Source organism: Rhodococcus sp. P4_F5 (assembly GCF_056401315.1).
In genome coordinates this window covers 105,156-116,076 of the sequence record NZ_JBFUJP010000006.1, presented here as the reverse complement: position 1 = coordinate 116,076, position 10,921 = coordinate 105,156, and the positions used below count along the sequence as shown (strand labels likewise).

Below are 10,921 nucleotides of genomic sequence, written 5' to 3'. Positions count from 1 at the left end.
CGACGGCCCCGGACCGCGGGACCCGGCCGCGGCCCGCGGCGCCCTCGCCCACGCCCGCGAGGTGGTGGCGGTGAGCGCCCGCGGCGAGCGGAGCACCGCGCACGCCCGCGACCTCACCGCCCTGCTCGCCGACGCCGACCTCGCGGTGGAGCGCTGGCTGGTCGACGGTGACGCCGACCGCCTGCACCGGGTCGCCGCGCACGAGCATGAACTCCGTAAGGTCAAGCGCCGCATCGTCATTCCCTCACCGGACGACGCGCCGGAGCTGCCGCCGGTCGGCGGGTTCCTCACCGACGGGGCACGCCGGCTGCGCTCGCGCGGGCTCCTCGCAAACGGCGCGCGCATCGCCGCGGCGTCGGCGCTGGCCGGCGGGGCGGCCGCGGCCGCCGGCCTCGGGCACCCGCTGTGGGCCTCGCTCGGCGCCATCGCCGCCATGCAAGGGCTCACCTTCAGCCACACCGCGCAGCGCGCCATCGCCAGACTGCTCGGCAACATCGGCGGCGCCGCGATCGCGGCGGTCCTCATCGCGGCCGCCCTGAGTTACTGGCAGGCGGTCGTCGCGATCGTGGCGCTGCAGGTCCTCGCCGAACTCCTGGTGGTCAGGAACTACGCACTGACCTCGCTCGCGGTCACCCCGCTGGCCCTGCTGATGGTCGGGCTGGGCACGCCCATCACCCCGGACATCGCGGTCCCGCGGGTGCTGGACACGCTGGTCGGCGCGGTGGTCGGGGTCGTGATCGCGGCAATAACCCTGCGGCGGTCGGTCCATTCACCGACCGCGGGATGACCGCGCCGGCCATGCAGGCCGGTCGCGGCCACCCGTGCGGCGACAAACCGGGCGGACGAACCGATCAGGATCCGCCACTGCCGGGCTCCTAGCTGTCGGGCTGAACCCGCGTGTTTCCCGTCACCAGCCAACCGTCCGCGGGCGGAACCCCGGTACCGGTGAATGTGGCGCCGTGATCACCATCTGCGCCGCGCAGCGCGTCGCCCGCCTTGTACTTGAAGCGGAAACTGATGTATTGATCCACCGCCCAACCCTCCGGCGGTGCCGTCAGAGTGACAGCCCCTGTTGCGGGATCCGACGTCACGGTCCAGCTCAACGGCGCGACCTCGAGGTTCGAATACTCCGCTCCGACGAACTCAAACCCCTTCGGTGGCTGATGGGTGACGCTCGTGACGGCCAACGCCGAATCACCACTGGATTCGCGATCCCGGAAGACCCAGACGTCGTATGCGGCATCGCCCTGGGGTGCTACTGCCTTCGGGCTCTGGAGCCCGATCCCCAAGTCTCCGGCATGGACGTACTCGTAGGCCCGGGGCTCCCAGCACAGCTTGGGGGGAAGGTCATGGGGCGTGCACGCCCGGAGAATCCGTTGCGCGACCTCGTCGGGCAACCATGATGTCGACCCGGAACTCCCCTCCGCACCCGCGGTGCCTGGGAGTTCCACGGCCGATGCCGGGCCCCCGCCGACGGCCAGACCGCCACCGAGCAGAGCCGCCGCGACAAGAACGGACGCGCCACGGCGCGCCAAGGTTCGAAACATTCGGTTCCTTCGTTCGAGGTTTGGGGGCTGGGCGCCACACTGCTCGAACGCCCCCCGACCGGGCCATCGTAGAGCGAAATCCATTTCCCTACAGATGAATTCAGTGATCATCATCTGTATGCCAAGGGCGTTGAACGCTAATGGGATAGACACTGGCGGTTACCGGGTGCGCGTGTAGTCCGGGCGTCCGTACAGCGACTGCGAAGAATGCAGCCGCGCAATCAGTGCGGAGCGGTTGGACGCGCTGCCCGCGGCGCGGCGATCGCGGCGGTCCTGATCGCGGCCGCCCTCAGCTACTGGCAGGCGGTCGTCGCGATCGTGCTGCTGCAAGTTCTGGCCGAGCTCCTGGTGGTCAGGAACTACACCCTGACCTCGCTGGCGGTCACCCCGATGGCACTGCTGATGGTCGGACTGGGCACGCACGTCACCCCGGACATCGCGGTTGCCCGGGTGCTCGACACCCTGGTCGGCGCGGTGGTCGGCGTGGTGATGGCCGCACTCACCCTGCGGCGATCCGTCCATTCCCCGACCACGGCGTGACCGCGCCGGCCATGCAGGCTCGGTCGCGGCCCCCCGCGGTGACAAACCGCGCGGACGAACGAATCAGGATCCTCCACCGCCGGAATTCGAGCTGTCGGACTCAACCCGCGTGTTCCCGTCAGCAGCCAGAGCGACGGCCCCTCAGGACAATGCCAGATACCGCCTCACCAAATTCCCGTGGTGGTGCGGCGTTGGGCGTCACGAGTGCTACCCATCAGCCCCCGAAGGGGTTCGAGTTCGTCGGAGCGGAGCTTTGGAACCCCGGACTTCGCCTCGTGCCGTTACCGCGGCGGCCATCCCAAAATCCGGGTGACCGCCGCCTCACCACTGATTGCCGGGGATGCCGCGGCAGATGGCGGGGCCCTCGACGATCTCGAGGCCGGCCCCGTCCGTCACCGGCCAGTCCTGGGGTGCGAGACCGGTGGCGGTGAACCCGACGCCGCTTTCCTGGACCGAGCCGATCTCGACCGCCAGCGGAATGTCATATGTGAAGTCGAAGTCCGTGTTGCCCTGTGAGTACGCGTCGCCGCTGACAGGCCAGTTCCCGGTGACCGTCACCGCTCCGGTCTGCCGGTCGATGGATGTCGGGGGCTGGGTCTCCGTCCTGACTTCACCACTATCCACATCCCGCCACATGATTCGGATAGACCTGAGCTTGTACTCCGCCGAGGGCGGGTAGTCGGTGAGACGCTGGACATACTTGGTCTCGTTGCCCGCGACCTCGAACCAGTCACTGCTCCGGAACCAGGATCCGGGAGTTCCGGGGGAGACTACGGTCCTCCGCGCCGTGACGTCCCCCGCCTGCTTCGGCGCCGCGTACCTGTAGGCCGCGGGCCGACAGATGGGTAGATCAGCCGAGCCGGACACGAGCGGCAGGATCCCCCCGAGGTCGGCGGACCCCACCCCCGTTGCCGTACCGATTCCCGCGGTCAGCCCTCCGGCGGCGATTGCCGCGACGGCAAGGATCGATGCGCCGCGGCGCATCCAGTTGTTCGACAAGATCAGTCTCCATTTCGAATTGCAGGGACCCTGGACTGGGACGCCACAGCAATGGGACCCCCCCCCGATCGCGCCAGATTAGGACAAAGTTGGCCAGACCGACGGATAAATGGGGAACCCGACTTTTTGCAGCTCAAAGCGTTAAACGCGGCCGGGCGGCGGCCCGCCGCTCATACCGACGAGGCTGACGGCGAGAGCCGTACCAAGCGCCGTGCCTCGATGTTCCAGTTCTCGTGTCGTGACATGGAACTGGTCAGCTACCCACATACTCCCTCGGCTCCCCCTCGGGGAATGCGATTTCTGGGGGGATCCCCCGCAACCAGGCACTCAATATCTCGGTACTGGTGGGGAGGGGGTCGGGGCAACCGAACTGAATAGCCGGACACCCTGTCCAGATGTCTGCCGTGTCGATGGAGCCGCTCGCAATCCCTGCGCCGAGCACGGAGCCCGCACCGAGGTCCCCTACGGAACCGATCACTCCGCCCGGGAACTCCTGGGCCGACGCCGAGCCCGCCCCGAGGGCCAAACCGCCCCCGAGCAGAGCAACCGCGACAAGGACGGAGGCGCCACGGCGCGTCAAGGTTCGCAACATGCAAATTCCTTCATTCGAGGTTTGGGGACGGGACGGCACACTGCTCGAACGCCCCCCGACTGGGCCATCGTAGAGCGAAATCCATTTCCCTACAGATGAATTCAGTGATCATCATCTGCGAGTCAATGGCGTTGAACGCAAAGGGGATCGACACCGGAAGCGACGGCGTGCGCGTGAATCCGGACGGCGCCGTCCCGCGGGTGCTGGACATCCTGATAGGCGCGGTGGTCGGGGTGGTGGTGGCCACACTCACCCTGCGGCGGTCGGTCCATTCACCGACCGCGGGATGACCGCGCCGGCCATGCAGGCTCGGTCGCGGCCATCCCCGCGTCGACAAGCCGGCGGACGAACGGATCAGGATCCGTAACTGCCGGAATTCGGACTGCCGGACTCGACCCGCGTGTTTGCCGTCACCAGCCATTCGCCTGCGGTCGGATCCCCGGTACCGGTCACTGTGGCGCGGTTGTCGCCGTCGGCGCCGCGCATCGCGTCGCCCGCCTTTTATACGAAGGTGAAAACGATGAATTGATCCACCGCCCAACCCTCCGGCGGTGCCGTCAGGGTGACAGCCCCTGTTGCGGGATCCGACGTCACGGTCCAGCTCAGCGGCGAATCCTTCCGGTTCGCATACGTCGCGCGGACGAACTCGAACCCCTTCGGGGGCTGATGGGTGACGCTAGCCGCGCCCCGGCAACTATTCGAGAAGCGCCGCGCCTAATTGGGCAGCATTACGCAGCATGGCACCCATGAGTTCGAGACGCTGTCGGAGTCTGATGAGCCGGCGACGACGTCCAACAACAAGACGGAGGTGATCGCGCGCATCATATCGACGGAGCCACTGACAAGATCGTTCACGCCGCCGGGGGCTTCCGTGGCCGACGCCGTACCACCACCGAGCGCTACACCACCCCAGAGCAGAGCAGCCGCAACAAGAACAGACGCACCACGGCGCGCCAGAGTTCGAAGCATGAATAATCCTTCGTTCGAAATGTGATGACGGGACGGCCACACCGCTCGCACGCCCCCCGACCGCGCCAGCATAGGGACCGGCAACGCGCCCCTGACACCGAAATCGGAAATCGACGTCTCCGCAGGTCAAGCGTTGTACACAACGACTTCGCCCGGCCGTATCGGCGCCCCGACCGCACCTTTCGGTGAACCGTCCTTAACCAGACTCAGGGTCAGGCGCTATCGTTCAGGTCACTACCGGCTGGCCAACGGTGGCCGCCAGAAAAGAGGATCGAACAGTGGAACTCCAGGGAACCGCGGCACTGGTCACCGGTGCAGCCTCCGGCCTCGGCGCAGCCACCGCGAAGCGCTTCGCCGACGCAGGCGCCACCGTCTTCGGGCTGGACCTGGCCCAGTCCATCGAGCGGGCCGGCGACAGCGTCCCGGCCGGCGTCACCCTCATCCCCACCGACGTCACCAGCGGCGACGAGGTCCAGGCCGCGATCGAGCAGATCGTCGCCTCCGGCGTGCCGCTGCGCACCGTCGTCAACTGCGCCGGCGTCGGCTGGGCCGGCCGCATCCTGTCCAAGAACGGCCCGCACGACCTCGAGCTGTTCCGCACGGTCATCACCGTCAACCTGCTGGGCACCTTCAACGTGATGCGGCTGGCCGCCGACGCGATCGCCAAGACCGACGCCGTCGACGCCACCGGCCAGCGCGGCGTGGTCATCAACACCGCGTCCGTCGCCGCGTTCGAGGGCCAGATCGGCCAGATCGCGTACTCCGCGTCCAAGGGCGGCGTGCACGGCATGACCGTCCCGGCCGCCCGCGACCTCGCGCAGTTCGGCATCCGCGTCAACACCATCGCCCCCGGCATCATCGACACCCCGATGCTCGCCGGCGTCACCGACGAGTACCGCAAGGGCCTCGAGTCCGGCGTGCCGTTCCCGTCCCGCCTGGGCCGTCCGGACGAGTACGCGCAGCTCGCGCAGATGATCGTCGAGCACGACTACCTCAACGGCGAGACCATCCGCATGGACGGCGCCCTGCGCATGGCGCCGCGCTAGCCCTCCCCCGAGATCGGGCGGGCCCCGGAACCCGGGGCCCGCCCGATCGTCTCCGCTACAGCTCCGAGGCGAGCGGAATCTCGGCCTCCGCGCGCTCGGTCATCCACTCCCGCAACACCTTTGTCGCCCGGACGTCGTCCTCGTTGTAGACGAACAGCCGCTCGCGCTGGTCGAGGTTCGGCTCCCCGTCGTAGCCGACCGCCTCCCGGTACCAGCTCATCGACGCCTCGCCGCCGGCTTCCGCGTCCCGCCAGTTGAACCCGGCCACCGGAGCGATCTTCTTGAGCCCCTTGCCGTTCGGGCAGACGAACTGCTCGCCCACCGCCTGGTAGATGTCCACCCAGTGCGGGCCGTCGATGAACGTCCGGACCTGCTTGACGGTGGGGATCCCCGGCATCCCGGCGAACCGGGTCGCCGAGTCCAGCAGCCACTTGTCCTCGGCCGCACGCGAATAGCAGTACGCGGCAAAGGTTTTCCCCTGCGCCAGCGTCGCCTCGAGGGTTCCGGTCAGCCAGGTCCAGAACTCGGCGAAGGAGCGGCCCTCGTCCCGTGTCGGCAGCGGGTCCCAGGTGACGAACGGGCGGTACGGCTCGGTGACCCCGCCCTCCGTGAGCAGCGTGCCCCACAGGTAGGCGCCGTGCTCCTGGTAGCTCTCCATGTCGACGTCCACCTCGACGTCGGCGCGCTGCACCGTCACCGTCTCGTGCCGGCGCGCCAGCGGCACGCCCGCCAGCCACGCGCGCGCGATCACCACGGAGTCGGCGAAGCCGTTGCCCTGCCAGTCCTCCGGCGCCGGCCCGTCCCAGGCGGCCAGCGCGTCGATGGTGTCCACGCCGGCCGCGCGCAGCACGTCCGCCCGCGACCCCGACGCCACCAGGCTCACGTCACGCGCCTGCGTCAGCTCCGCCTTGCACGCGTCCCACCAGGGGCAGGACCGGCACTCGCCGATCTGCGAGGGGACGGTGGCGAGCTCGCCGCGAGCGACGGCGATCCGGTCCGCGAACCGCTCGTCGTACTGGTCCATCACCGCGGCCAGGTCGTGCACCAGGATGCACTCGCCGCCGTACCCGATGGCACCGCCGAGCATCGCGGGGCTGGCGTGGCCGCGGCGCTCGAGCATCCGGTACAGCTGCGCGAGCCGGAACTGGTCGCGCAGCTGCGCGCGTACCTTTCGGGTCTCGTCGACCGCGGGCGCCCAGGCGTCCAGGCCGGAGGTCACCGCGCCGCTGCCCGGGTCGGTGACCTTGTGGTTGACCACGATCACCGGGAAGTAGCCGCCCCGCTCGGCGTCGCGGACCAGCAGCTCGGCGCGGCCGCGCCGGCCGGTGTCGAACTCCAGCGGCAGCACCGCACCCCAGATCCGGTCGGCGCCGTCCGCGCAGGCCGCCAGCGTGGCCGCGGCCCGCTCCCGGGCCGGCGCGGCCGCGTCGACGACCACCCAGTTCAGCCCGTCCGCGTCCATCAGCCGTTGCCGCATCGCCTCGCGGTGCGCGCGGGCCGCCTCGCGGCGCTGCTGGACGCCGACGTCCTCGGGGACCGACGCGACCGCCGCCGGGTGCGCCGCGTCGAGGTGGACGCGGTGCCGGCAGCTCGTCAGGGCGCGGGGGTCGATGAGCACCGGTGGTGACTGCCCCTGCGTGGGCGGGGGCAGTTCGGCGACGGCCGCCTGCGGCTGGTCCTGCGGGTCTTGCGAAGAAATCACAATGAAAGAGATTATGGTCCGCCGTACCGACAAGCCGCATCGCTTCACCGCGGCGCCATGCCCCCGCCGCGCCGGGCGGTGTCGCGGATACGCTGTAGCGGACACGCGCGCCGGTGTTCGCGCACCCGAGACGAGGGGCTCTACGCATGGGTTTGTTCCGGAAACGCAAGACACGCGCGACCCGCCGTGCGGAGGCGAAGGCACTCAAGACGAAGGCCAAGATGGAGGCCAAGCTCGGTGCCCGCAACGACCGCAAGAAGATGAAGTCCGACTCGAAGTCCACGAAGAAGATCGAGAAGGCTCAGATCTCGGCGCTGAAGGCACAGGAGAAGGCGGCTCAGCGCGGGGGCAAGCTCAGCGTCAGCCAGGTCCGCAAGTACATCGGCATCGCACGGCTGCTCACCCCCGTGCTCGCCCCGCTGATCTACCGCGGCGCGGTGGTGGTGCGCGGCCAGCTCGACCAGCAGCGGGCCGCGAAGATGGGCATCGCCGCGGAGGAACTCGGCACGTACACCGGGCACGGCGCCCATCTCAGCGCCCGGATCGCGGGGGCCGAGCGTTCCGCCAACGACATCGCCGCGCAGTTCAACGACGCCGAGACCGTCGCGTTCACCGCCGCGATCCGCGGCCGGTTGACCGAGCTGAGCACCGCCGTCCGGGCGGCCGAGCAGATGCCCACGCCGCGCCGCAGGGCCGCGCACCACGCGATCGCCGCCGAACTCGACGGCGTCGAGGCCGACCTGCTGGCGCGCCTCGGCGTGCGCTGACCGAAGCCGAACCAGGACCCCCGAGACCGATGACCGCCCCCCGCACCACCCCCACGGCCCGCATGCGCGGCGCCGCGGTGGGGGCGCTCACCGCGGCGATGGCCGTGGCGGGGCACGGTCTCGGGGGCGGCGGCTTCCCCTCCACCGCGGCGCTGACCCTGCTGGTGCTGGGCTGCGCCGGCGTCGGCGCGCTCACCGGCAGCATCCGCGGCGGTGGCGTCCTCGCGCTGCTCGGCGCGCTGGCCTGCGGGCAGCTGGTCGGTCACCTCGCGTTGTCGACCGCGCTCGTGCATCAGCACGCCGGCGCCGACCTGTCCCCGCGCGGGCTGTCGATGCTCCTCGGGCACGCCGCCGCCACGGTGGTGTGCGCAACCCTCATCCGCGCGGCGGAACGGCTGTACGGGCCGATCACCCGGGTGCTGCGGGTCCTGCTGCGGCCGATCCCGGCACCGCAGCGGCCTACCGGCGGCGCCATTCGCGCCGCCGGGGTTGGCGCCGCCGGGCCGATGCTGCTCGACTTCGCCATCTCGAGACGGGGACCGCCCGCGGCGGCACGCGCCTGACCGCACTCCCCCAGGTCTTCCTCTCGAGTAGAAACGACAACCACACAGATGAACATCTCCCTTTCGCGTGCCCTCGTCACGGCCGGCGCGGCCGGTGGCGTGCTGCTGCTCGGATCCGGCGTCGCCTCGGCCCACGTCGGGGTGAGCGCACCCGGCGCCGCCCAGGGCGGCTACACGGTGCTCACCTTCAAGGTGCCCACCGAGTCCGACACCGCGGGCACCACCAAGCTGACCGTCACCCTGCCGGGCCTGAAGTCGGCCCGCACCGAGCCGATGCCGGGCTGGACCTCGCAGGTCGTCAAGGACCCCGCCACCCAGGCCGCCACCGAGGTCACCTGGACCGCGGACCCGGGCGTGGCCGTCGGCCCCGGCCAGTTCCAGCAGTTCCTGCTGTCCGCGGGCCCGCTGCCCAGCGAGGACACCGTGTCCTTCCCTGCGGTGCAGACCTACAGCGACGGCAAGGTCGTCTCCTGGAACCAGCAGCCCGGCCCCGACGGCGCGGAGCCGGACAAGCCGACCCCCAGCCTGACCCTGGCCGCGGCCGAGGAGGGTGACGGCTCGCACGGCGCGAGCACCTCGACGGGCGACGAGCCCGACGCCGCCGTGGACACCACCGCCCGCTGGCTCGGCGGCGCCGGACTGGTGCTCGGCGCGCTGGGCGCGGCCCTCGGCATCGGCGCCACCGTCCGAAGCCGTCGGGCATGAGCGCCCGGATCCGCGTCCTCGCGGTCGCACTGCTCGCTGTTCTCGCCGCGCTGCTCGGCGGGGGCGTCGCCGCCGCCCACTCGGCGGTGACCGCGTCCAGCCCGGAGAACGGGGCCTCGGTGGCCACCGGACCCGACCAGGTGACGCTGACGTTCAACGAGCCCCCGCAGTCCAGCTTCGCGACGCTCACTGTGGTGGGCCCGGACGGCAACCTGTGGTCGAAGGGCGAGCCGTCGGTCCAGGGCCAGACGGCCAGCGTGCCGGTGGGGCCGCTCGGCCCCGTCGGGGAGTACACGATCGCCTACCGGATCACCTCGGCGGACGGGCACCCGGTGAGCGGTACCAGCAAGTTCACCCTGACCGAGCCCGGCACCGGCACCCCCGGCCCCAGGCCGGGCGGCGCCGCGGCCGAGGGCTCCGACGACAGTTCCGACGGACTGCCGCTGTGGCCGTTCATCGCGGCCGCCGTGGTGGTGTTCGCGGGCGGGCTGGCGTTCATGCTGCGCCGGCCCGCCAAGGACTGACCTCGATGGACCGGGCGGGCGCGCCGCGGACCGGTCCGCGGTGGCTGCTGCTCGCCGGGCCCGCCGGGCTGGCCGGCATCGGCCTCGCCTGGCTGTTGGCGACGCCGTCGGGCCCGGACCCGTCCAGCGCGATCCGGCTGCTGTCGGTGCTGCTCGGCTCCGCGGTGCTCGGCCTGGCGGCGCTGGAATGGCTCCAACGCGGGGACCGGCGGCCGGTGGTCCCCCGGGCCGACCTGTGGCGTCCGGTCGCGGCGCTGGCCGGCGCCTGGTCGGTGGCCGAGGCGGCCCTGCTGGTGTCCGCGGCCGCCGAGACCGCGGAACGGGCGCCGGGCGTGCTGCCCGCCGCCGCGTTCGGCCGGTTCGTCGGGGAGATCAGTGCCGGACAGATCGGCGCGGCGGTGCTGGCCTGCACCGCCGCGACCACCGTCTTCGCGGCGGTCGCGTTCCGGCGCGGCGCGCCGTGGTCGCCGCTGCCGGTGGCGGTGCTGGCCGGGTTCGCGTTGGCCGCCCGCCCGGTGACCGGGCACATGTCGGCGCAGACCCTCGGGTCGGCGTTCGTGGCGGTGCACGTGCTGGCCGCCGCGCTGTGGCTCGGTCCGCTGGTCGCGATGGCGATGCTGGTGCGCGGTCGCGGCGGCTGGGCGCTGCTGCTGCCGCGCTACTCCACCCTGGCGTGGCGGTGCGTGGCCGCTCTGGCCGTGACCGGGACCGTGGACGCCGCGGTCCGGCTCGGCGGTCCCGGCGCCCTGGTCGACACCGGGTACGGGCGGATCGTGCTGGCCAAGGCCGTGGCACTGGTCGCGCTGGCCGGGCTCGGCTGGTGGTGGCGTCGCACCTGGGTGCCGGCGGCGGGCGCACACCGCACCCCGGCCGAGGAGTCGTTGCGCCGCGCGACGGTGGAGGTGCTGGCGCTGTCGGTGGCCTTCGGCCTGGCCGCGGCACTGGCCACCACCGCCTGACCGGTGTC

The 10,921-nt window shown here is 71.2% G+C and carries 13 protein-coding genes; 9 read left to right on the top strand and 4 right to left on the bottom strand.

All coding sequences use genetic code 11. The annotated features are described in order from the left end of the window. Window positions 1–787: FUSC family protein (locus tag AC1DU4_RS05535; RefSeq protein WP_477838055.1), on the top strand; the 787-nt coding region annotated here is incomplete at its 5' end. An 88-nt stretch (window positions 788–875) separates the two neighbouring features. Here AC1DU4_RS05535 and AC1DU4_RS05530 read toward each other — a convergent pair. Then, window positions 876–1,397, bottom strand: a complete 522-nt coding sequence (locus AC1DU4_RS05530; RefSeq protein ID WP_477838054.1) for a hypothetical protein — start codon at window positions 1,395–1,397, stop codon at window positions 876–878. 357 nt (window positions 1,398–1,754) lie between these two features. Here AC1DU4_RS05530 and AC1DU4_RS05525 point away from each other — a divergent pair, with 357 nt between their 5' ends. Then, window positions 1,755–2,087 carry an FUSC family protein gene (locus tag AC1DU4_RS05525; protein WP_477838053.1) on the top strand — a complete coding sequence of 111 codons (333 nt, stop codon included), beginning with the start codon at window positions 1,755–1,757 and terminating at the stop codon, window positions 2,085–2,087. Between the two features lie 321 nt (window positions 2,088–2,408). On the opposite strand, the gene AC1DU4_RS05520 is transcribed toward AC1DU4_RS05525, so the two are convergent. Then, window positions 2,409–3,086 carry a hypothetical protein gene (locus tag AC1DU4_RS05520; protein WP_477838052.1) on the bottom strand — a complete coding sequence of 226 codons (678 nt, stop codon included), beginning with the start codon at window positions 3,084–3,086 and terminating at the stop codon, window positions 2,409–2,411. A gap of 717 nt (window positions 3,087–3,803) precedes the next feature. On the opposite strand from AC1DU4_RS05520, the gene AC1DU4_RS05515 reads away from it, so the two are divergent. Then, the gene (locus AC1DU4_RS05515; protein WP_477838051.1) at window positions 3,804–3,968 is read left to right on the top strand and encodes a hypothetical protein; all 165 of its coding nucleotides are present in this window, start codon (window positions 3,804–3,806) and stop codon (window positions 3,966–3,968) included. Between the two features lie 424 nt (window positions 3,969–4,392). Here the strand turns inward: AC1DU4_RS05515 and AC1DU4_RS05510 are convergent, their stop codons facing one another. Next, window positions 4,393–4,647: a hypothetical protein gene (locus tag AC1DU4_RS05510; RefSeq protein ID WP_477838050.1), complete on the bottom strand. Its 255-nt coding sequence runs from the start codon at window positions 4,645–4,647 to the stop codon at window positions 4,393–4,395. A 278-nt stretch (window positions 4,648–4,925) separates the two neighbouring features. On the opposite strand from AC1DU4_RS05510, the gene AC1DU4_RS05505 reads away from it, so the two are divergent. Continuing rightward, window positions 4,926–5,693, top strand: coding sequence for an SDR family NAD(P)-dependent oxidoreductase (locus tag AC1DU4_RS05505; protein ID WP_072844339.1), 768 nt, complete (start codon window positions 4,926–4,928; stop codon window positions 5,691–5,693). Window positions 5,694–5,748: 55 nt separating this feature from the next. On the opposite strand, the gene AC1DU4_RS05500 is transcribed toward AC1DU4_RS05505, so the two are convergent. Next, the gene (locus AC1DU4_RS05500) at window positions 5,749–7,311 is read right to left on the bottom strand and encodes a TM0106 family RecB-like putative nuclease (protein ID WP_477838064.1); all 1,563 of its coding nucleotides are present in this window, start codon (window positions 7,309–7,311) and stop codon (window positions 5,749–5,751) included. 230 nt (window positions 7,312–7,541) lie between these two features. Between AC1DU4_RS05500 and AC1DU4_RS05495 the strand changes: the two genes are divergently transcribed. Genes AC1DU4_RS05495 through AC1DU4_RS05475 form a run of 5 tightly spaced genes read left to right on the top strand, consistent with a single transcriptional unit; the run spans window position 7,542 to window position 10,913 of the window. Next, complete coding sequence (locus AC1DU4_RS05495; RefSeq protein WP_477838049.1) at window positions 7,542–8,162, top strand: DUF6474 family protein; 621 nt, start codon at window positions 7,542–7,544, stop codon at window positions 8,160–8,162. A 29-nt stretch (window positions 8,163–8,191) separates the two neighbouring features. Then, complete coding sequence (locus tag AC1DU4_RS05490; protein ID WP_477838048.1) at window positions 8,192–8,725, top strand: hypothetical protein; 534 nt, start codon at window positions 8,192–8,194, stop codon at window positions 8,723–8,725. A 48-nt stretch (window positions 8,726–8,773) separates the two neighbouring features. Further along, window positions 8,774–9,430: a YcnI family copper-binding membrane protein gene (locus AC1DU4_RS05485; RefSeq protein WP_072844333.1), complete on the top strand. Its 657-nt coding sequence runs from the start codon at window positions 8,774–8,776 to the stop codon at window positions 9,428–9,430. Then, entirely contained in the window at window positions 9,427–9,954 is a 528-nt protein-coding gene (locus AC1DU4_RS05480; RefSeq protein ID WP_477838047.1) for a copper resistance CopC family protein, read from the top strand. The genes AC1DU4_RS05485 and AC1DU4_RS05480 overlap by 4 nt, the downstream gene beginning before the upstream one ends. A 5-nt stretch (window positions 9,955–9,959) precedes the next feature. Continuing rightward, window positions 9,960–10,913: a CopD family protein gene (locus AC1DU4_RS05475; RefSeq protein WP_477838046.1), complete on the top strand. Its 954-nt coding sequence runs from the start codon at window positions 9,960–9,962 to the stop codon at window positions 10,911–10,913. Window positions 10,914–10,921: the final 8 nt, after the last annotated feature.

What these genes read in the sequence shown, in the direction of transcription:
- AC1DU4_RS05525 (WP_477838053.1), top strand. Translation starts at nt 1,755, where the DNA reads ATGCAGCCGCGCAATCAGTGCGGAGCGGTTGGACGCGCTGCCCGCGGC.
- AC1DU4_RS05515 (WP_477838051.1), top strand. Translation starts at nt 3,804, where the DNA reads ATGGCGTTGAACGCAAAGGGGATCGACACCGGAAGCGACGGCGTGCGC.
- AC1DU4_RS05510 (WP_477838050.1), bottom strand. Translation starts at nt 4,647, where the DNA reads ATGCTTCGAACTCTGGCGCGCCGTGGTGCGTCTGTTCTTGTTGCGGCT.
- AC1DU4_RS05495 (WP_477838049.1), top strand. Translation starts at nt 7,542, where the DNA reads ATGGGTTTGTTCCGGAAACGCAAGACACGCGCGACCCGCCGTGCGGAG.
- AC1DU4_RS05490 (WP_477838048.1), top strand. Translation starts at nt 8,192, where the DNA reads ATGACCGCCCCCCGCACCACCCCCACGGCCCGCATGCGCGGCGCCGCG.
- AC1DU4_RS05485 (WP_072844333.1), top strand. Translation starts at nt 8,774, where the DNA reads ATGAACATCTCCCTTTCGCGTGCCCTCGTCACGGCCGGCGCGGCCGGT.
- AC1DU4_RS05480 (WP_477838047.1), top strand. Translation starts at nt 9,427, where the DNA reads ATGAGCGCCCGGATCCGCGTCCTCGCGGTCGCACTGCTCGCTGTTCTC.
- AC1DU4_RS05475 (WP_477838046.1), top strand. Translation starts at nt 9,960, where the DNA reads ATGGACCGGGCGGGCGCGCCGCGGACCGGTCCGCGGTGGCTGCTGCTC.